Raw genomic sequence first — 20,319 nt, forward strand, 5'->3', positions numbered from 1 at the left:
GACTCCTCTAACTGCTCGACGGGTCTACAACAGTTCGTTCCGGTCGGTCCCGCCGCGGGTCGCGGTGGGGTTCCAGCCGGCTTCATTCTGCGCGGCGCCGGAGATCCGTGTGGTTGTTGTTCCGGTAACCATCCTTGCATTCCACGTCGCGCGCGGTTACCGGAGGGCTTCCCAATCCGTCGCCTGGCACCATGGAATCACCGCCGGATTCGGTGGTATTCGGATGTCGAGCAGGAGGTCGGCGACGGTGGGTTTGCTGGACCGGTTTCGTCGTGCCACGGTCGGGCGCAGCGGCGTTTCGCGGGCCCACGCCGCCGAGACCCGCTATCTGGCGGAATGGGTACGCGCACACGCCGGTGTCGAGGGTTTCGTCGAACCGAAGACCACTGTGACAGATGTCACGGTGGTGCTGGTGGCCGCCGACGGTGAATGGACCCGGCGCGTGGTCGGCGAGCGCGGGGCCCGGCGGCTGGCCCGCGATCTGGGCATCCCCGTGTACGACGTGGGCCGCACCGGCTATCCGCAGCGGATGCGCGACTACGACGCGCGCCGCCGGATCGAGCGCCGGCGCGACCTCGACCGCGAGCTCGGCACGGACTGAGCCGGACGGCCCGGAAGCCGCCCGGCCCGCCCGGCGCTCCCGCTATTCGGCGGCGATGTCCTCGAGCACCGCGATCAGGGTGCGCACCGGTACCCCGGTCCCGCCCTTGCCGATATAGCCGAACGGCCCACCGGTGTTGTAGGAGGGTCCGGCGATATCGATATGCGCCCACTGCACGCCGTCGGCGACGAACTCCCGCAGGTAGGTCCCGGCGACCAGCATGCCGCCCCAGCGGTGCGAGGTCGCGTTGACCATATCGGCGACCTTGGAGTCCAGGTCGGCGCGCAATTCCTTGGGCAGCGGCATCGCCCAGCCGTGCTCGCCCACCTCGCGCGAGATCCGGGCCACCCGATCGCGGAATTCGTCGGTCCCCATCACACCGGGGGTGCGGGTACCCAGCGCGACCATCTGCGCACCGGTCAGGGTCGCCACATCGATCAGATACGCCGGATCGTCCTCGCAGGCACGGACCATCGCGTCGGCCAGGATCAGGCGGCCTTCGGCATCGGTGTTGGTGACCTCGATGGTGGTGCCGCCGTACTGGGTGAGGACATCGCCGGGCCGCTGCGCGGTGCTCGACGGCATGTTCTCGGCCATCGGCACCGTCGCGGTCACGCTGATCGGCAGACCGAGCCGGGCCGCGAGCAGGGTGGTCGCCACGACCGCCGCCGCACCGGCCATATCCGAGGTCATGTTCTCCATGTTGGCGGCGGGTTTGATGGAGATACCGCCGGTGTCGAAGGTGATGCCCTTACCTACCAGCGCGACCAACTTGTCGCCGCCGCGGTAGGTGAGCCGCACCAGGCGCGGTGGACGCGAGGAACCCTTGCCGACCCCGACCACACCGCCGTAACCCCCGGCCTCCAGCGCCTTCTCGTCGAGGACCTCGACCTCCAGGCCCGCGCCCTCGGCGAGGAGTTCGGCGCGGCGCGCGAACTCGGCCGGGAAGAGGTGGCTGGGCGGGGTGTTCACGAAATCGCGGGCGGTGGCCACGGCCTCGGCGGTGAGCCGGGCGCGCAACAGCGCGTCGCCGCCGAATTCCGGTTCGGGCACCAGCAGTTCGACGCGGGCGAGCGGGGCGGCTTCGGGCTTCGGGGCAGATTTCGCCGAACGGAACGGTGTGAACGAGTACGCGCCCAGGTAGAAACCCTCCGCGGCCGCGCCGATATCCAGGCCGGACAGGGTGGTCACCGCGCGCGCCACGCCGGTGAGCGAACGGGCGGCGACTCCGGCGCTGCGGCGGATCTGCTCGGCATCGAACTCGGCCGCGTTGCCCAGTCCCACGGCCAGCACACTGGCGACGCCGTCGAGACCGGCGGGCGCGGGGATCCGGATCAGCTGTTCGGCCTTGCCCGTACCGCCGACCGCGGTCACCTGGTCGAGGAGCCGGGTACGCAGGTCGGCGTCGAGTACATCGCCGAACAGGTCCTCGGGGACGAGCACGGGCCCCGTATCGGTGGTGGCCACACCGACGACGAGGACGTCGGCGCCGGGCTCGATGGTCTGGGTACGTGCCAATTCCGGTCCGAGAGGACGATCTGCGACTGCGGTCATGGCCACAGGCTATTCGCTGGCGGCCGCCTGCCGTGCCGCGACGCCTTCCAGCAGCATGTCCACCGTCTCTTCCAGGAGCCGGTCGAAATCGAGTTCCGGCGGCGGGCCGGCCGGATCGAACACCTTGTGCAGGGTGGGGCGGATCCGGGGATCGATGAGTCCGGCCAGGTCGGCGGGGATCCCGGTCGCGGCGTCCGCGCCACCGATCCGGTCGAGCCGTTCCGAACTCCACACCAGCGCAAGTCCCTGGATGAGGGCCGAATAACCGAGATAGGCCGACATGAGCCGGGCGCGGGGCAGTTCGAGCTGGTCGAGCGCGGCGAAGGCGCGTTCCAGGGCGTCGAACAGCCCCTGGCCCAGCGGCGGCCGGACCCGCGCCAGGACCGCCAGCAGCCACGGATGCCTGCGGTAGAGCCGCCATTCCTGCCGCGCCTCGTAGTGCATCCGGGCCCGCCAGCCCGTCCGATCCGGCGGCGGCGGGGTTTCGGCGAGCACCAGATCGGTCATCGACGCGAGCAGCCCGTCCCGGTCGCCGATATGGCGGTAGAGCGCGGCGGTGGTCACCCCGAGCTCCGCGGCCAGTTGCCGCATGGTGAGGCCCTCGAGACCCGCGTGGTCGGCGAGAGCCACCGCGGTACGAGTGATCTCGACCGTGGAGAGCCGGCGGGGTACCGGCCGGACGCGACCGGGAACGGTGCTGCGCCGGGCGCGGTAGGCGCGTGCCTGGCAGGAGCGGGAGCAGTAGCGGCGGCGGCGCCCGCGCGCGGGCTGGCGCAGGGCGTCACCGCAGACCGAGCAGGGTGTCACGCCTCCGATTTCATCACACGAAATGCTGTGACGAAATAGTGGGCAAGTGCTGGTCACAGGCATAGGTTCGCTGGCAGGAACATCGTTCACAGAGAGGCGGCGACGTGGGTACGCAATTGCGGGTACGGCGGGCGGAGCACGGCGATTTCGACCCGCTGGTGGCAGCGATGCGGGAGGCCGCCCCGGACGAGGCGGTGACCGAATGGATGATGCGCGACCATCCGGCCGGGGAATTCCTCGATATCTATCTCCCCGAGATGATCGAACGTGGTCTGGACGGTGACGAGATCTGGGTGGCCGGGGTGGACGACGAGATCTGGGCGGTTTCGGTGTGGCAGTACGTCACCTCGGCCGAACGCCTGCTGGCCGAGGCGGTCGAAGCGCGCCGCAACGCGGAAGGTATGCCCGGCGTCCGGCCGCTGCAGCGCTGGGCCTACGCCAGCGACCTGCTGGCACGCGAACATCCCCGGCGCTTCCCGCACAGCTACCTGGAGCTGATCGCGACGGTGCCGAGACATCGCGGGCAGGGCGCCGGCGCGGCCATCCTGGCCGATCGTCTCCGCGCCTGTGCCGCCGCCGGGCGGCCGGCCTATCTGGAGGCCAGTACCGAAAGGTCGGCGCGCCTGTACACCCGCCAGGGTTTCGTGCGGATCGGGCACACCGTGACGCTCCCCGAGGACGGGCCCACCCTGATACCGATGTGGTTCGAGGCCTGACCACACCGTGCGCCCGGCGGGGCTCGGCGGGCGCCCGCCCCCGGCGCGGGGCGGGGCGGCGTCCCCACGAGCCGGGATAGGCTCGCCGGGTGAGCGACGCCGAACTGCAGCAGGGCCCTGTCCACGACGTGCATGTCGAACTCGGTGCGAAGTTCGCGCCGTTCGGCGGCTGGGAGATGCCGGTGTCCTATGCGGGCACCGTGGCCGAGCACACCGCGGTCCGGGAGTCGGTGGGGCTGTTCGATGTGAGCCACCTGGGCAAGGCGACCGTCCGCGGTCCGGGCGCCGCGGAATTCGTGAACTCCGCGCTGACCAACGATCTGGGCCGGATCGGTCCCGGTAAGGCCCAGTACACCCTGTGCTGCGCCCCCGACGGCGGCGTCGTCGATGATCTGATCGCCTACTACGTCGGCGACGACGAACTCTTCCTGGTGCCCAACGCCGCCAGGGCCGGGTTATGGGTCCACCGGTTCTCGATGCGGGACCCTCTTCCGCTGGTGGGTTAACGGCGTTACGCTAACGCCACTAACCTATGAAGGCGGGGGCACCATGTTGATCCGAATCGCACATCTGGCCACCAGGTTCCCGAGAGCCGTGCTACTCGGCGCGCTGGTCGTGGCCCTGCTCTGCGGGATCTTCGGGGCCGGCGCGGCCTCCGGGCTGAAATCGGGTGGATTCGTCTCCTCCGACGCCGAATCGACTCGTGCTCTCGACCTGCTCGCCGATCACTTCGACGGGGCCGCCCCCAACTACATCCTGCTGGTGGAGTCGTCCGCGGGGGTTGACGACGGGGCGGTACGGGCGCGGGCGCTGCGCGCTGTCGACACCATCCGGGCGCATGAGCGGACCACGGATGTCCAGTCGTATTGGACCGCGCCCTCGCCCGCCATCGCGAGCGCGCTGCGCAGTACCGACGGTGACGCCGGTCTGATCGCGGTTCACCTGGACGGCGACGAGACCGATATCCAGGACAGCGCCGGGGAGCTCGGCGGTGTGCTGACGGGCACGGCCGACGGGATCACCGTGCGCGCTGGGGGCGTGGCCGCGACGTTCCACGAGGTGAACGAGCAGATCACCCACGATCTGGCGATCGCCGAGACGGCGGCCATCCCGCTGACACTGGTGGTACTGGTCCTGGTGTTCGGCAGCCTCGTGGCGGCTTCGCTGCCGCTGCTGGTGGGATTGTTCGCGATCGCCGCGACGCTGGCGATCCTGCGGATGTTCACCCTGTTCACCGACGTATCGATCTACGCGATGAACCTCACCACCGCTCTGGGCCTGGCGCTGGCCATCGACTACAGCCTGTTCATCGTGAGCCGGTTCCGGGAGGAGCTCGCCAACGGTCTCGACCCGCGCGCCGCCACCGTGCGGGCTCTGCAGACCGCGGGCCGGACGGTGCTCTTCTCGGCGCTGACGGTGGCACTGTCACTGTCGGCCATGCTGGTGTTCGACCTGTACTTCCTGCGCTCGTTCGCCTACTCCGGGGTGGCGGTGGTGGTCGCGGCGGCGGCCGCCTCGGTCGTGGTGTTGCCGGCCGCCCTCGTGCTGCTGGGACATCGCGTCAACGCGCTGGACCTGCGCGCCCCCATCCTGCGGCTGTTCGGCCGCACGCCCGCCCCGCTCGGCGCGATGGTGCCCGAGCGGACCGGCTGGTACCGGCTGGTGCTGCGGGTGATGCGGTTCGCGGTACCGGTATCGGTGGTGATCGTGGCATTGCTGCTGTTCCTGGGATCGCCCTTCCTGGGGATCAAATTCGGCTATCCCGACGAGCGGGTGCTGCCGACCTCGGCGGCGAGCCGGCAGGTGGGCGACGAGATCCGCGCCGAATTCCCGCGCGCCGATCCCGGCGGCAACACCACCATCGTGCTCGACGATTTCCGCGACGAACGGGCCGTCGCGGCCTATGCGGCGCAACTGTCGGAGGTCGACAAGGTGACCGCGGTCCTGTCGAGTGCCGGGGTATACGTGTCCGGGGACCGGCTGGGGGCCACTCCACCCGGTATGGCGAACGATTCCGGCACCTACCTGTCGGTGACCTCCGCCCTGGATCCGTTCTCCCCGGCCGGTGGCGAGCAACTGGAGGAACTGCGGGCGGTGCCCGCCCCGGCGCCGGCGCTGTTCGGCGGGGCCGCCGCCATGAACCACGATTCGCTCGACGCGCTGGCCGATCGGCTGCCGCTGGCCGGACTGCTCATCGTGCTCACCACGTTCGCGGTGCTCTTCCTGTTCACCGGCAGCGTGATCCTGCCGCTGAAGGCGCTGCTGCTCAACACCCTGTCGCTGACCGCCGCGTTCGGCGCGATGGTGTGGATCTTCCAGGAGGGGCATCTGGAGGGCCTGCTGAACTTCACCGCCGTCGGCTACCTGGTACCGACCATGCCGATCCTGATGTTCTGCCTGGCCTTCGGGCTGTCCATGGACTACGAGGTCTTCCTGCTGTCGCGGATCCGGGAGGAATGGCTGCGCCGCCGGGCCGGGCGCACCGGCTCGGAGTTCGCCGCGGAGGACAATGCCGAATCGGTCGCGATCGGGGTGGCCCGGACCGGCCGCATCTTCACCGCCGCGGCCGTCCTGATGGCCATCGTGATCGGCGCGCTGACCACCTCGAAAGTCTCGTTCATCCAGCTCATGGGTCTGGGCCTGACCCTGACCGTGCTCGCCGACGCCACCGTCATCCGGGCGCTGCTGGTACCCGCGCTGATGAAGCTGATGGGCCCGTTCAACTGGTGGGCGCCGAAACCGCTGGCCCGGCTGCACGACCGGTTCGGGTTCAGCGAGGAGCCCGGGGAGGCCCGCACCGTCGAAGAGAGCCCGGTACGCGTATGACGGGACGGCCGCGGTCACCACGGGGTACCGGTCCGCGGTTGCGGGCCGAGATCCTCACGGCCACCCGGGAACTCCTCGAACGCACCGGCAATGTCGGCGCGGTATCGATCCGGGCCGTCGCCGAACTGGTCGGGGTCAGCGCGCCCTCCATCTACCGCCATTTCGCGGACAAGGACGCGCTGATCGAGGCCGCGGTCGCCGAAGTCTTCGAAGCGTTGAATACCGCCATGCAGGCCGCGGTCGACCCCGCGGAACCCTCACCGCTGCGGTTGCGCCGCCTCGGGCTGGCCTATGTCCGGTTCGCGCTGGATCATCCGGAGCAGTACCGGCTGGCGACCATCCCGACCTCACACCGGGGCGCCGTGGACATGGTGCTCACCAGCGGCGCGTTCCGGTACTTCGCCGGCACCGTGGAAGAAGCCATGTCGGAGGGCCTGATCGACCGCGGGGACCCGACTCCCCTGGTACTCGAGTTGTGGGCGGCCGCCCACGGAATCGCCTCCCTACTGCTGGCGAAACCCTATCTGCCCTGGGGAGATCCGATGGCCGTCGCCGCCCGGGTCCTGGATGCGGCGTGTTTCGGACATGTGGTCGGCGAATTGATGGGCCCCGGCACGACGCCGGAGGAGGCGACACACTTGCTGACCCAACTGCGCGACCGCGTACGCGGCCGGGACAGCGACTCGCTCAGCTGACCTGGTCGTCCGACGCCGTGAAGGTATTGCACTGGGCGGTGCGATTGTGTTCGACGCCCAGGCCGAACCAGCGTCCGCCGTTCTCCGGGGTGCCGTGGTCGCGCATATCGCCGCGCTGATCGCCACGGTGATCGGCGTCGGTGCGGGCCTGGGTCATCTGATCGTCGGTCAGTGAACCGCCGTCGGCCGAAGACACCAGATACATACCGTCGAAACAGTTGGCCTGCAGTTCCACTCGCCGCGACAACTCCAGCCCCTCCGGACTCCGTGCACCCGCGTCGACCCGTTCGCTGTTGGCGGCGAGCAGGATTCCGGACATGTTCTGGATGTGGTGACCGTACTCGTGGGCGAAGACCGAGAGGTACACCACCCAGTTGTCGCCGTAATAGTCGGTCTGCAACTGGCTGATCGGCATATAGACGGTGCGATTCGCGGGGCAGTAGAAGGCGGCGAAATCACCGGTCGAGCCGGTGCACGGCGTGGAGATTCCGTCGGTATCGGCCGAGACCATCACGGTCGGTGGCTCGAACGGCAGCCCCGCCGACTCCAGCACCGGTTTCCACGCGTCCTCGAGGCACTGCTCGGCGCCGGCGAAGAAAGCCCGCGCGGTGTCCTCGTCGGTCGACCACGGCGCGTACTCGCAGTTCGCCGGAATCAGAGTGGCCTCGGGGTCGGTGAGCAGGGGGTTGGCCGCGGTGACGGCCGGACCGGTCGCGCCGGTGTCGTAGGTGTGCTCCGGTTGCGGACCGAGTACGTCGAGAGTTCCGGCGTTCAGCGCCCCGCGTACCAGCGCGCCGAGTACCACGACCAGAACCGCGAACAGTACGACCAGCACCCGGCCGCTGCTGCCGCGGGAACGGGGCCGGGGCGCGTTCGGGACTCGATGCGGAACCGGCGGGGGCATGGGCGGTGCGACGATCGGCCGATAGCCCGGTATCGCCTGCCGCTGGGGCGGGGCGGGCGGGTAGCCGGGCGGACGGTGCGGATAGCCCGGCGCGGGCGGATAACCCGGCGACGGACGCTGCGGCGGCGGGTAGCCCGGCCGGTGCGAAGGCCCGGGCTGCGGATAGCCCGGCGGCGGACGCTGCGGCTGCCCCGGGGGCGCCTGGTGCGGCGGGCGCCCGCCGCCCTGATTCGGACGCCGGCCGGGCGGCGGAACGGGGCCGCGGCCGAAAGGTGGTTGTGTCACTCCCCCGGACTCCCTCACATTCTCGGTTCACCAACGGCCGCTGACGGCAGGATAGCAAGCTGTCTAAGGTAACGAGTCATGCTCACTTTTCGGGGGGGCGCGACGGCGCTACTGCTCGCACTGACCGCACTGGTCGCACTACTCTTTCCGGCCGCGCCGGCCCGAGCGCAGGAACCCGGCGGGGCGATCGTGAACCTCGAGATGACCCTCGGCCGCGACGGTGTGCTGGAGGTCACCGAACACGTGACCGTGCCGCCCGGAGGGCGGTTCACCATGTCGCTGCCGCTGCGGGTGCAGATCAGCGAGAATTCCGAACGCCGGTTCGCGGTCACCGATATCGAGGCCACCGGGCCGGGTACCGCCGAGGTCGCCGACGATCTGTTCACCGTCGACGCGGGCCCCGGCGAGACCACCTTCCGCTATTCGGTGCAGAACACCGTCAGCGACGCCGACGGCAGTCAGGTGTTCCGCTGGTTCGGCGTGCTCAATGTCGATATCGCCGAGATCCACGCGTCCCTGATCAGTCCCAGTTTCGAGATGGGGATCGTGGACTGCGTGCTGGGTCCGCTCGGCGCGACGCGGCCCTGTGCGCAGGTGCATATCGAACCCGACGGTGTCCTCTACCTGGATCAGACGAATCTGAGCAAAGGTGAATCCGTCGATCTGACCCTGCAGGTCCCACCGGGCACGGTGCCGGCCAATGCCGATATCAGCGGACCGGGCGTTTCGGCGTTCGCGATCACCGGACCGGCGGTCGTGGCCTTCGTGGTGCTGCTGATCGCCCTGATCGCGCTGGTCCTGTACCTGTACCTGGTTCGGCGGCAGTCGGTTCCGGCCGCGCCCATGGAACCGCTCGATCGCAGCACCGGACGGACGCTGTTCAGCTCACCCGCGGGCATCCTGCCGGGCGAGGCGGGGGTGCTGCTCGACGGCTACGCCGATCCCACCGATATCGCCGCCACCGTCGTCGACCTGGCCGTGCGCAACTATCTGTGGATCGGCCGGATCGGCGAGGACGAGTGGCGGATCGTGCGGGTCAATCCCGCCGACGAGCAGCTGCGCGGCTACGAGCGAGTGTTCTACGACGCCCTGCTGCCCGCGGGCGTACCCGAGGTGACCATGTCCGAATTGCGCGTCCCGGGCAGGCTTCCCGTCGAACCGTTGCGACGCGCGATGGTGGCCGATGCCGTGGAGCGCGGGGCCTTCATCGACCCGGCCCGCCGCCGGATTCCGCTCTGGCTGGGTGGCGGGCTCATCGCACTGGGCGCCGCCGTCACCGTCGTCGCGGCACTGCTGTCCGGGCACGCCCTGGTGGGCGTGGCCATCGCGCTGGCCGGTGGCGCGCTGCTGGGGGCACAGAAGTTCCTTCCGGTGCGCACCGCCTACGGCCGGACCCTCACCGGTCAGGTACGCGGACTACAGCGGGGCCTGGAGCAGGTCCGGAGCATGGAGATTCCCGCGGGCGACAGCGAACTCGTGTTCTCCCGGGGCCTGCCCTACATGGTGGTGTGGAGCCGCGCGGACAACTGGGTGCGCGCCTTCCGGGATATCGACCCCTCCGACGACGACGAACCCGGCCTGTACTGGTTCGGTGGTTTCGACGACGACCGGGATCTGCACCGGTTCGCCGTGCACTTCCCGTATTTCATCACCGCGGTGGAAACGCTCTTCCCCGCGAAATAACGCCGGAGCCCACGCGCACCAGCGCGTGGGCCCCGGCGAGGGTCGGACGGTCAGGCGGTCACCCGGCGCAAGGCGGCGATCGGATCGGCGTACAGCGCGCTGAGCGAGGTGACCACGGCCGCGAATTCCTGCACCTTCGACGCATAGCCGGTGACCCGGATATCGGTGGGCGGCAACACCGTCGCCTCGTTGAAAGCACGCGCCACGTGCGCCAGCCCTGGGCGATAGGCGGTGAACGCCTGGCCACCGAGGACCACACGGTCGGGGTTCAGCATGTCCCGGACCAGCGCGACCGTCCGGCCGAGCACATCGGCGCGTTCGGCGAGCAGTTCACGCGCCGGTTCCGAACCAGCGGCGGCGGCCCGGTACAGATCGGCGATGGCGGAACTGGATTTCCCGTTGTGCGCCGGGATGATTCCACGCCCGACGGCCCGCGCGTGCAGCGCGCGATCGCCGACCGTGGCCTCCAGGCAGCCGCGCCGGCCGCAGCCGCATTCCACCGACGAACCGGTGGGCAGATGCGCGATCGACCCGGGACCGTTACTCGGGGTGTGCACCCGGCCGTCCAGAGTCACCGAAATACCGGCGGTTTCGCGGACGTAGAAGTAGAGGCTGCTGCCGCGGGCGCCGTCGGCGCGCTCGGGATCGTCGGCGGGATTGCCGACCACCGCGGGCAGCAGGAGTTCGGCCGCGGCCATCGCCTCGACGTGCGGGGCGACCGTGATCGGCAGCCCGAGCACCTCGCTGAACACCGCGCCCACCGGGGCCGCCTGCCAGCCGAGTTTCGGATGGTCGACGATACCGGTCCGGGGATCGACCCGGCCGCCGAGCGCCACCCCGACCCACAGCGGGGTCCGCCGGTACCAGCGCTGCAGAAAGGATTTCGCGCTGTGGGCGACGGTTTTGACCGCGAACTCGCTCCCGGTCCGCGGAGTCGCGATGGTGAGACCGCCGAGGATGCGCCCACGCAGATCGGAGACGACGATTCGGGTGGTCTCCGCGCCGATATGGACGCCGAGCGTGCCGAAGGTGTCGACATCGGCCTCGAACGGAACCCGCGGGCGGCCCACCGCACCGGAGGCGGTGAGGTCGGCACGCTCCCGCAGCAGGCCGGCCGCCAGCAGCGAGGACACCTGACGGTTCACGGTGGCGATACTCAGTCCGGTGGCGCGGGCGGTTTTGTCCCGGAACACCGGCCCGGTGGTGGCGGCACGCAGCACGGCCGCGGCGGGATTATCGGAAAGACGCAGGTCGGGAGCGATGACCGGGCGAGCCACCCGGGTACGGACGGTGGTGGGGGCCTGCGACGCGGTGCGTTCGGCGGTGCGGACAGCCATATGATTTTCCCTCGATGAAGATCCCGGATCACGGGAGGCCTACAGGTACTGCAGCGAGGCGGCGAGTGGTTCGGAAACGCTCAACCGCAAAAGCGGGAGCAACACAACTCGCGGGTGAGGGGCAGCCGCAGGCCCAGAGCGGCGGTCACATAAGTGACCGGCTTCGGGGCGACTCGGCTGTCGGACATAACAAATAAATTAACATCCTCTACGGCCATCCACCAACGTTTCCGGGAAATCCGCGACCCCGGCCGGAGCATCTTCGCTGGTAGCGAAGCATTTCAGCAGTGATTCAGCCACCTGGAGGCCGCGTGCGCGGGCAGGACGGCTTCACGTATACCTGGATGTTTCCCCTCTTACCCATCGAATCGAATGAATTCTCCCCGACGGCATGGAGAATTCATGGAATATGCCCGCCTCCTATTCTCCCCGAGCTCCCGGGAAATATTCTCCGCACATCGCCGGGGAATATTCCCCGGGTTTCCGCGGAGAATTACCGCGGCCGGTTCGCCACGCGGGAACCGCCGCCGGCCGCCGGGACGCGCGAATCACCGCGAACGGCCCGGAAATGGGCGAACGGCCCTGTTCCGAGCGGTTTTCCACTGCTATGCTCCGACCCGCTGGGTGGGGAGTTCGAAGGGGGACCGATATGCCCGTACCTGATCCGGATCGGCAACCGGCAACCGGCGACGACGCCGGCGCGAACGACCGCTACGGGACCGCGGCCGCGCACCTGTACGAGGCGGCGCGAGCCGGAGAGTTCCATATGACCGAAGATGCCGCCCGCCTGCTCGCGGGGTCCTGTGATCGGCTGGTGGAACGGATCCGGCTGGCCCGCGCCGACGCGGCCGGCCTCCCCGCGGTCCGCGGGCTCCCGGATCTGCCTTCCGGTCACGCGCTGGCGCGAGGTTTCGGCGCGAAGGGGCAGGAGTACCTCGACACCCTCGGCGCCTTCGAACAGGCGGCGTTGCGTCACAAGGCGGCCTATCTCGCCGCTGCCTCGTTGTTCGAGGAGGCCGACGCGGCGAACCGCGCCGCCCTGATCCCAACGGTGGCGGAACAGGCGTGACGTGCGGCATCATGTCGAACTACGCAGGGGTGCAACAAGTTTGATAGCGACCGGTTTGCCGTGACCACGACGGCCGACGGTGAACCGGACAACCGAGGGGGCCGATGGTGGCGCACAAGGGGCAGACCGGGACGACCGATACCGGAACGGATCCGGCCTATGTGGCCGACCGCGAGGTCTTCGGCGCCTATACCCACCGGCAGATCTGGGATCTGGTCCACGAGCGGCTGGACCCGGGTGAACTGAACCGTCTGGCCGGCGCCTGGGATCTGGCCGCCGAATCGGTCGATACGGCCTTCGACGAGTTCGCCCGCGATATCGCCCGCCTCTCCGGCGAATGGTCCGGTATCGCGGCCGCCGAAGCGGCCCGCGCGGCCGCGGCGCTGGTCCGGGCGGGCGACGATGCCGCCACCGTGTGCCGGGTGGTCGGGCAGCTGCTCGCCGGCGATGCCACCGCCGCCGAATCGGTCCGCGCCGCGATCCCCGCCCCGCCTCCGCCGTATCTGCCGGACCCGGACCCGGCGGTCGAGGCCGCGACGGGCCCGGCTCGCCGCACCTCCTACAACACCACCGCCGCGACGCAGACCGCCGAGGCGCAGGACGCCATGACCTATCGCTACAACCCGGCCATTCCGGCCAGCGGCGACCAGGTCCCACGCTTCCCCTCTCCGGCCGGGATCTCGACAGGCACCGATTCCGGCCCCGCTCCGTCCGGTAGATCCACCTCCACGGAAACGTCACAGCTCACCGGTTACCCGTCGACGGCCGATGCCCCGGACGAATCCCGCCCGGCTCCGCCGGATCGGCCCTCGACTCCCGACGGAACCGTCCCGGAATCGCCGGGCGCCGACGGACCCGCGGCGCCGCAAGCGCCGACGCTCCCCGCGTCGCCATCCCCGGAACCCGCACCGCGGCCCACCCAGGAGCAATCCGCCCCCAAGGTGGTATCGGGCGATTCCGGCCCCGCGGTGCCGGCCGAGCCCGCCCTCGGTGCTACCGAGGCGGCGGAGTCCGGCCCGGGCGGCACTTCCTCCGAATACACATCCACCGGCGAACCGGTCCCGGATGCGGGAACCACCGAGAGCACCGATCCGACCGGCGATACTTCCGGATCCCCGTCGGCCGGTAGAACTGCCGACCCCGCCCCGGCAACCGGCCTGCCGGGCTCCGGCGACCCGGAGTACATCCGATCCGCCCAGGACACGTACACCGAATCCGCGGGGTTCCGGTCCACGGAGCCCGCCTGGGTAAGACCGGATTCGGCGCCCGGAACCCACTCCGCCACACCTACCTTCAGCGGTCCGGCCGCCGGCCCGGGCGGCGAGCGGATCACGACCGAAGCGCCCGGGGCGCCGCGTGCCCTACCCGGTTCGCCCCCGTCCGCCCCGGCCGGAGTTCCGGCCGCGCCGCCCGGCGGCCCGGGAACGACGATCCCCGGCGGCCAGGCCGCGACTCCCCCCGGAACCGCGCTTCCCGGGACGGCCACCCCGGATGGCCGGCCCACCGCGACCACGCCGGGCTCCGGCGCACCACGGCAGGGCCTCCCGCATCCCGCCGATCCCGTGTCCCCGCCCGGCCTCGCCGATGCCGCGGGCGGCGGGACCACAGGACCCGAACCCGCCGATTCGAACACAAAACCGGACGACACCACCGACGCGGCCGACCCACCGGGCACGAGGCCACCCCGGCTACCTCCGGCCGCGGTTCCGGTGACCGGGCCATCGGCACCGGGCACGCGCCGGTCCCGGCCGAGCCCGGACTACCTGCACACGCCGAACGAAGCGCTCACCGAAACCCCGCCGAGAGTGCCGCCGGTTCCCGGCGAGCAAACCGGCTCCGGCAGACCGGACGGCGCCGATCCGGACGGCGTCGCGCCGGGCAGCGCCGATCCGGACGGCGCCGAGGGTGGCGCCGATCCGGGTGGCGCCGATCCGGGTGGTGGGAGCCGCTGATGGAATGGGTGTTCACGCCGGACGAATTCAGCCATATCTGGCAGACCGAGACCGGGCTGGACCGGCGTCCCCATCCCATCGACCTCGCGCCACGCGGCACCGTCGCCACCGAGCGGGCCTTGCACCGACTCGACCTGCCGGGTCGTTTCCCGCCGAACGGCGACGCCGACCTCACCGGCACACTGCGCTTCGTGGCCCGAACCGATGTCACGCGGGTGACCGTCTTCGGCGACGAGTTCGACGGCGCGGAACGCGGGCCCGATCCGGTGCTCGCGGTGGCGGTGGCGTTCGGGAACTGGGGTGCGCTGATCCGCGCGCATTCCGCCACGATCACGGTGGTGGCCTGCCATGCGCGGACGCTGGGCAAACACCTGGTCAATACGCTGGGGCCGGCACGCCCCGGCACCCTCCCGGTACTCCGGGAGCCGCGCGCCGCGGTGCTGTGCCCGGACCCGGCGGACAGTCGGGGCACGGCCGCGGACCGGGCCGCGAATCTACGCGCGACGCTGCACCGGCCCATAGACGCGCGCGGGTTCTTCACCATCGCGGTGGCACCCGATGATCCGATGTCACCGCCGCCGATCCACCGCACCTGGCTGGATTTCACCGGCGACGGCCGCTATCTGCTCAGCGCCGGCAGCCATCTCACCCTGACACCCGTGGACGAGGCCGGGCTGGCGGCCGAACTGATCCGCCTCGCCCGTATCCGCTGACCGCCCGGCGTCGCGGGATTCACTTCTGCTTCGCGGCGGCCTTCATCTCCTTCTTGAACGCCCGCACCTCGAGCAGCGTCTCCGAATCGACGATATCGGCCGCCGACCGCCGCGACCCGGGTTCGGCGTAGGCACCGGCAGCGGCCTCCCAGCCCGCCGGACGCACTTCGAGCTGCTTGCCGAGCAGAGCGAGGAAGATTCGGGCCTTCTGGTCGCCGTAACCGGGCAGCGCCTTCAGCCGTTTCAGTACCTCTTTACCGTCCGGATCGCCGGCGGTCCAGATCGCGGTAACATCGCCGTCGTACTGCTCGATCACGTATCGGGCCAGGTCCTGGATTCGCCGCGCCATGGACCGGCCGTAGCGGTGGATGGCCGGGGGCGTCGCGGCCATCTCCTCGAATTCGCCCTGATCGGCGGCGGCGATCGCGCGGATATCCAGCCCACCCATTCGGTCGGCGATCTTCTTCGGCCCGCGGAAGGCGTGTTCGAGGGGATACTGCTGGTCCAGGAGCATCCCGATCACCAACGCCAGGGGGCTCGTCGACAGCAGTTCGTCCGACTCGGGGTCCTGCGCCAGGCACAACTCGGCCATACCGTGCTCCTCACTCTGGACTACCAGCGATGATCCCACGGCGGCGCCAGCGGCTAGGCTCGCCCCATGCCAGACACGGCGATATACCCACCCACCACACTGGATGGACACGGACCCATGGACAGTTTCGGGTTACGCCCCGACCGTTTCGATGCCGCCGGCCAGGATCAGCTGGTCGATATCCGCGATCTACAGGCCACTCTCCCCGGCCTCACCAGATTGCGCGACTGGGCGCACGAAGCCCTCGCGCTACAACCGGGTGAGAGCGTCGTGGATCTCGGATCCGGGACCGGCTCCGAGGTCATCACCTTCGCCGAGGAGGTGGGACCCACCGGTTTCGCCGTCGGCGTGGAACCCGACCCGAATCTGCTGGCTGCCGCCGAACAGCGCGCCGCGACGGCGAATTCGACGGCCACCTTCCACTCCGGCGACGCCTACGGCATCCCGTTCGGCGCCGCCACCTTCGACGCGGTGCTGTGCGAGCGGGTGTTCCAGCATCTGACCGCACCGGCCCGGGCGGCCCGCGAGATCGCCCGGGTGCTGCGGCCGGGCGGCCGTACCGTGGTGATGGACGCGGACTGGGGTTCGGCGATCGTGCACCCCGGAGACCACCGCGTGGTCCGCGATGTGATCGACACTCTCGTCTCCGCGACCACCGACCCGTATTCCGGCCGCCGACTGCAGGGCCTGCTCACCCGGGCCGGTCTCGAAGTGGAGACCACCGGCTCGCAGGCCCTGGTACAGGACCGCTCGGTCGGAGCGGGCGCGCTGGTCAGCCGGGTCTCGGCGATGGCCGTCGCGCGGCGGGTGATCACCGAGGCCGAGCGGGAGCGCCTCCTCGCCGACCTGGCCGCGGGTGCGGCCGCCGGCGATATCCACCTCTCGGTGACCATGTTCGCCGTATACGCCCGCAAACCCGCCTGACCCGCCGGTCGGGAAACCGCCTATCCGATCAGTTTCTCGGTCGCTGCCAGCAGGACGCAGGTCGCCAGGCCGTCCATGGCCCGCTCCAGCTCCGGCAGTGCCGGGAAACTGGGCGCGATCCGGATGTTCCTATCGTCCGGGTCGTTCTTGTACGGGAAGGCCGAACCGGCGGCGGTGAGCGCGATACCGGCGCCCTTGGCCAGCTCGATCACCCGCGCGGCCGTGCCCTCGAGCACGTCGAGGCTGATGAAGTAGCCCCCCTTGGGCTCGGTCCAGGACGCCACCTTCGAAGCGCCGAGACGCTCCTCGAGGATGCGCAGGACCAGGGCGAATTTCGGCTCCAGGATGGCGCGATGCTTCTGCATATGCGCCCGGACCCCGGCGGCGTCGGTGAAGAAACGCAGATGCCGCAGCTGGTTGATCTTGTCCGGCCCGATGCTCTTCTTCCCGGCATGACCCAGGTACCAGTTCAGGTTCTCGGTCGAGGCGCCCAGGAAGCTCACGCCGGAACCGGCGAAGGTGATCTTCGAGGTCGACGCGAAGACCAAGGGCCGGTTCGGGTTTCCGGCGGCGGCCGCCGGGTTCAACACATCGAGCACCGGGGCCGCGGTATCGGTCAGCGGATGCACCGCGTACGCGTTGTCCCAGAAGAGGCGGAAGTCCGGCGCGGCGGCGGGCAGCGAGAGGAGTTCGCGGACAACGTCTTCGGAGAAGACGGATCCGGTCGGATTCGAATAGTTGGGTACCGCCCACATCCCCTTGATCTGCGGATCACCGGCGAGCAGGTCGGCTACGACCCTGGTGTCGGGACCGTTGGGCCCCATCGGGACGGGGATCATCTCGAAGCCCAGCGATTCGGTGATCGCGAAATGGCGGTCGTATCCCGGGCTGGGACACAGGAATTTCACCACCGGCTCGTCGGCCCACCGGCGCGGCGAGTCCGGGAAACCGAACAGGGTGGCGAAGACGATGGTGTCGTGCATCAGCTCGAGGCTGGCGTTGTTGCCGGCGATCAGGTTGTCCACATCGATCCCCAGGAGTTCGCCGAAGATCGCGCGCAACTCCGGAAGCCCGTGCAGCCCACCGTAGTTACGGCAGTCGGTACCGGTGCCGTCCCGGAAATCGCCGTCGCCGGGCAGCGAGAGCAGGGCCGAGGAGAGGGCGAGTTGTTCCGGCGAGGGCTTGCCTCGGGTCAGATCGAGGGTCAGCTGAGCGGCCTGCAGTGTCGCGTAGTTCGCGGACTGGAGTTCGTGCTCGGCGGCGAGTTCGTCGGAACTCATCAAACCGATCTGCGTTTGCCGGGGCATCCTGGAGCCTTTCCAACTACCTGGTGAGGTGTATGCGTTCTGGGGATGCCGCGAGTTACGGCAACCCCCGGGCCACGTTACCCGGGCGGCGGTCGTCACCGGGAGGTGTTGGGTTCAGCGGCGCCGTCCGCCCTGCGGAAATTCGAATTCCTACCGCCGGGACCGGGAATCGTCATCGGTTCGGCCGCGCCCCCACCGCCGGTCCGGTGCCGTGGCTCGAAACACACGGTCCGGAATAAGGGGACCCCGCGCACCCGGCAGAGCCCGTTGACCCTTGCTGCCTTCCGGCCCTGGGGGAGTTCACAGGATGCGCGCCGCGCGGGATCCGTGGGCCAGTGTAGCGGTTGTTCCCCGCCGGGCGCCCCCCCGGGGGCGGGCGAGTGTTCGCCGGACGTCGCCGGTGGACGACCGGCGCTCGCTACCATTCTCCTCAGCGGGAGGGGATATCCCTCACCGGACGAGGGGATGGCGAGGATGACGGATACGAATCCGCCGGAGCGGGATCGGGCGGAGCAGACGAAATGGTGGGAGACCCCCGGGGGCGCCGGTTCCGATCCGGCCCGGCCGCAGTCGGGGAGTTCGGTGCCCGACGCCACCATGGTCAACCCCAACGCCGGCCAGGGTTTTCCCAGCGATCAGCACGGGCAGCCGTACTCCAGCGGACAGCAGCAGTATCCGAGCGGTCAGCAGCACTCCGGCGGGCAGCAGTACCCGAGCGGTCAGCAGCCGCATTCCGGCGGGCAGCAGTATCCGAGCGGACAGCAATTCCCGGGCGCACACCAGTCCCATCCCGGTGGTCAGCAGTTCCCGGTCCCGGGGCAGGCACCCGGCGGGCAGTGGCCGGGACCACGACCCGGCTTTCCCGCGCCGACCGGGTATCCCCGCTCGCGGTCGAACAACACCGCGCTCATCGTCGTCGGTGTCGTGCTGCTCGTGGTGGTCGTGGTCTGTGGCGGCGGAATCGCGCTGCTCAACGCGGGCGAGGACGAGAAGAAGCAGGAATGGGCGGGCGACTACGGTATGGGGTCGGTCACCAACTCCTGCGATCTCATCGACGCCGGTGTGCTGGACCAGTGGGCCGCCACGCGCGATGAGACCACCCACCAGGAGAACGCTCCCACCGACTACGGCGGCGGATCCCTCAACTGCCGGATCAGCAACGAGGGCGCCGATACCAACAGCGCCCGGCTCACCCTGGACGTGGCCTTCACCGGTGAGTACACCACCTACGGCTACGACGACTGGAAGAAGACCGATACCGCCACCACCGGTACCGACTACGACTCCGGATCGGTGAGCGGCCTCGGCCAGGAAGCGTATTACGCCTCCCACGTCAGCGATTACTCCTCGTTCGAGACCGTGGACTATTCGGTCGCCGCGAAGGACAGCAATATCTCGGTCAAGGTGTCGATGTACATCAGCTACGACGGCCCCGTCGACACCTCGACCGTCGATCAACTGTGCCGCGATCAGGTCCGGAAAGTTCTCGACGAACTGCGGGAATAGCGCGGATACCCGCGCCGCGAAGATTACGGCCCCCGCCGATGGATCGGGTCCATCGGCGGGGGCCGGTTGCGGAGGATGCGGGATTCGAACCCGCGAGGGCTGTTAACCCAACCCGCGTTCCAGGCGAGCGCCATAGGCCACTAGGCGAATCCTCCGCCGAGCAGCATACCCGTCACCCGCTCGCATCGTGAAAACGCCCGCTCATCGGCCCCCCGGGACCGGTGCGGTTCGCTACGCGAGGCAACGATTTGTGACGGCTGTCGCGCCTGCCCGCCCCGACGGTGCCATGATGGCTGCCGTGGATCCCCAGGTGATCGAGATCGTTCAGAGTTCCCCGGCCTGGTGGCAGTCGTGGCTGCCGCTGCTCGGCTCGCTCGTGCTCGGTGGTGTGGCCGTAATCGCGGTACTGGTCAACAATCGGACGAACCGGGACGCCATCGCGGCGGCCGACGACCGCGCCGCGCGCACCCTGTCCGCGTCGACGCAACAGCAGACCGATAGCGCGCAGCGCCAGGCCGATACCGCTAGGCAGCAGCTGGACGCCGCGCATCACCAGGTGAAATCCGCGCACGCGGTGGCGTTGCTGCAATCGGGTGAGCACTGGCGGCGTGACACCGTGGTCGCCGTGGTCGCGGATTCGCTGGGCATGTCCAGCCGGATCTGCCAGGCGTTACGACGTGACGAGGACTGGACCGATGAACTGATCGGCGATCTGATCCACGACCTGGAAGCCGGTTCGGACCGGGCGAATGTCCTGCGTCTGGTCGGCTCGGATCCGCATTACAAGCAGTGGCGGCAACTGGCCGATACCCTCTCCGACGCACTGCTGGCCGCGCTGACCCTGCAGC

Annotated in this window: 17 protein-coding genes, 1 tRNA gene, 1 other RNA gene and 1 pseudogene; 12 read left to right on the forward strand and 8 right to left on the reverse strand. The window is 69.7% G+C overall.

From position 1 onward, the window contains the following. Nucleotides 1-247: 247 nt before the first annotated feature. Entirely contained in the window at nucleotides 248-601 is a 354-nt protein-coding gene (locus ACWDU1_RS03350) for an oxidoreductase (RefSeq protein ID WP_449995579.1), read from the forward strand. Nucleotides 602-643: 42 nt separating this feature from the next. Here the strand turns inward: ACWDU1_RS03350 and ACWDU1_RS03355 are convergent, their stop codons facing one another. Together ACWDU1_RS03355 and ACWDU1_RS03360 are read right to left on the reverse strand one after the other, a co-directional pair. Continuing rightward, complete coding sequence (locus ACWDU1_RS03355) at nucleotides 644-2,155, reverse strand: leucyl aminopeptidase (protein WP_449995549.1); 1,512 nt, start codon at nucleotides 2,153-2,155, stop codon at nucleotides 644-646. 9 nt (nucleotides 2,156-2,164) lie between these two features. Beyond that, complete coding sequence (locus ACWDU1_RS03360; protein ID WP_449995550.1) at nucleotides 2,165-2,962, reverse strand: TetR/AcrR family transcriptional regulator; 798 nt, start codon at nucleotides 2,960-2,962, stop codon at nucleotides 2,165-2,167. A gap of 104 nt (nucleotides 2,963-3,066) precedes the next feature. Here ACWDU1_RS03360 and ACWDU1_RS03365 point away from each other — a divergent pair, with 104 nt between their 5' ends. From ACWDU1_RS03365 to ACWDU1_RS03380, 4 genes and pseudogenes are all read left to right on the forward strand, one after another. Continuing rightward, complete coding sequence (locus ACWDU1_RS03365; protein WP_449995552.1) at nucleotides 3,067-3,678, forward strand: GNAT family N-acetyltransferase; 612 nt, start codon at nucleotides 3,067-3,069, stop codon at nucleotides 3,676-3,678. Nucleotides 3,679-3,767: 89 nt separating this feature from the next. Then, a pseudogene (locus tag ACWDU1_RS03370) lies at nucleotides 3,768-4,124 on the forward strand (glycine cleavage system aminomethyltransferase GcvT); the annotation flags it as partial. Between the two features lie 103 nt (nucleotides 4,125-4,227). After that, nucleotides 4,228-6,504, forward strand: a complete 2,277-nt coding sequence (locus ACWDU1_RS03375; RefSeq protein ID WP_449995554.1) for an MMPL family transporter — start codon at nucleotides 4,228-4,230, stop codon at nucleotides 6,502-6,504. Continuing rightward, nucleotides 6,501-7,199: a TetR/AcrR family transcriptional regulator gene (locus tag ACWDU1_RS03380; RefSeq protein WP_449995556.1), complete on the forward strand. Its 699-nt coding sequence runs from the start codon at nucleotides 6,501-6,503 to the stop codon at nucleotides 7,197-7,199. Before ACWDU1_RS03375 ends, ACWDU1_RS03380 begins: the two co-directional genes overlap by 4 nt. On the opposite strand, the gene ACWDU1_RS03385 is transcribed toward ACWDU1_RS03380, so the two are convergent. Beyond that, the gene (locus ACWDU1_RS03385; protein WP_449995558.1) at nucleotides 7,192-8,034 is read right to left on the reverse strand and encodes a neutral zinc metallopeptidase; all 843 of its coding nucleotides are present in this window, start codon (nucleotides 8,032-8,034) and stop codon (nucleotides 7,192-7,194) included. The two genes, ACWDU1_RS03380 and ACWDU1_RS03385, sit on opposite strands and share 8 nt — an antisense overlap. Before the next feature lie 432 nt (nucleotides 8,035-8,466). Here ACWDU1_RS03385 and ACWDU1_RS03390 point away from each other — a divergent pair, with 432 nt between their 5' ends. Continuing rightward, the gene (locus ACWDU1_RS03390; RefSeq protein ID WP_449995560.1) at nucleotides 8,467-10,071 is read left to right on the forward strand and encodes a DUF2207 family protein; all 1,605 of its coding nucleotides are present in this window, start codon (nucleotides 8,467-8,469) and stop codon (nucleotides 10,069-10,071) included. 50 nt (nucleotides 10,072-10,121) lie between these two features. Here ACWDU1_RS03390 and ACWDU1_RS03395 read toward each other — a convergent pair whose 3' ends face one another. Continuing rightward, the gene (locus ACWDU1_RS03395) at nucleotides 10,122-11,408 is read right to left on the reverse strand and encodes an ROK family protein (RefSeq protein ID WP_449995562.1); all 1,287 of its coding nucleotides are present in this window, start codon (nucleotides 11,406-11,408) and stop codon (nucleotides 10,122-10,124) included. A 649-nt stretch (nucleotides 11,409-12,057) separates the two neighbouring features. Here ACWDU1_RS03395 and ACWDU1_RS03400 point away from each other — a divergent pair. From ACWDU1_RS03400 to ACWDU1_RS03410, 3 genes are all read left to right on the forward strand, one after another. Next, complete coding sequence (locus ACWDU1_RS03400; RefSeq protein ID WP_449995563.1) at nucleotides 12,058-12,477, forward strand: hypothetical protein; 420 nt, start codon at nucleotides 12,058-12,060, stop codon at nucleotides 12,475-12,477. Between the two features lie 104 nt (nucleotides 12,478-12,581). After that, nucleotides 12,582-14,429, forward strand: a complete 1,848-nt coding sequence (locus tag ACWDU1_RS03405) for a hypothetical protein (RefSeq protein ID WP_449995565.1) — start codon at nucleotides 12,582-12,584, stop codon at nucleotides 14,427-14,429. Further along, the gene (locus ACWDU1_RS03410; RefSeq protein ID WP_449995567.1) at nucleotides 14,429-15,142 is read left to right on the forward strand and encodes an ESX secretion-associated protein EspG; all 714 of its coding nucleotides are present in this window, start codon (nucleotides 14,429-14,431) and stop codon (nucleotides 15,140-15,142) included. Before ACWDU1_RS03405 ends, ACWDU1_RS03410 begins: the two co-directional genes overlap by 1 nt. A gap of 19 nt (nucleotides 15,143-15,161) precedes the next feature. Here the strand turns inward: ACWDU1_RS03410 and ACWDU1_RS03415 are convergent, their stop codons facing one another. Further along, nucleotides 15,162-15,734, reverse strand: coding sequence for an HhH-GPD-type base excision DNA repair protein (locus tag ACWDU1_RS03415; RefSeq protein WP_449995569.1), 573 nt, complete (start codon nucleotides 15,732-15,734; stop codon nucleotides 15,162-15,164). Nucleotides 15,735-15,851: 117 nt separating this feature from the next. Here ACWDU1_RS03415 and ACWDU1_RS03420 point away from each other — a divergent pair, with 117 nt between their 5' ends. Beyond that, nucleotides 15,852-16,658 carry a methyltransferase domain-containing protein gene (locus tag ACWDU1_RS03420; RefSeq protein ID WP_449995581.1) on the forward strand — a complete coding sequence of 269 codons (807 nt, stop codon included), beginning with the start codon at nucleotides 15,852-15,854 and terminating at the stop codon, nucleotides 16,656-16,658. A 20-nt stretch (nucleotides 16,659-16,678) separates the two neighbouring features. On the opposite strand, the gene ACWDU1_RS03425 is transcribed toward ACWDU1_RS03420, so the two are convergent. After that, on the reverse strand, nucleotides 16,679-17,965 hold the full coding sequence (locus tag ACWDU1_RS03425) for an aminotransferase class I/II-fold pyridoxal phosphate-dependent enzyme (protein WP_449995571.1): 1,287 nt from the start codon (nucleotides 17,963-17,965) through the stop codon (nucleotides 16,679-16,681). A 235-nt stretch (nucleotides 17,966-18,200) separates the two neighbouring features. Next, an RNA gene (ffs, locus tag ACWDU1_RS03430) (signal recognition particle sRNA small type) lies at nucleotides 18,201-18,295 on the reverse strand. 144 nt (nucleotides 18,296-18,439) lie between these two features. Between ffs and ACWDU1_RS03435 the strand changes: the two genes are divergently transcribed. Then, entirely contained in the window at nucleotides 18,440-19,471 is a 1,032-nt protein-coding gene (locus tag ACWDU1_RS03435; RefSeq protein WP_449995573.1) for a hypothetical protein, read from the forward strand. A 69-nt stretch (nucleotides 19,472-19,540) separates the two neighbouring features. Here the strand turns inward: ACWDU1_RS03435 and ACWDU1_RS03440 are convergent. Continuing rightward, a tRNA-Ser gene (locus tag ACWDU1_RS03440) sits at nucleotides 19,541-19,626 on the reverse strand. 134 nt (nucleotides 19,627-19,760) lie between these two features. Between ACWDU1_RS03440 and ACWDU1_RS03445 the strand changes: the two genes are divergently transcribed. After that, a partial coding sequence (locus tag ACWDU1_RS03445; protein ID WP_449995575.1) for a hypothetical protein occupies nucleotides 19,761-20,319 on the forward strand: 559 nt, incomplete at its 3' end.

It is taken from the genome of Nocardia sp. NPDC003345 (assembly GCF_053589395.1).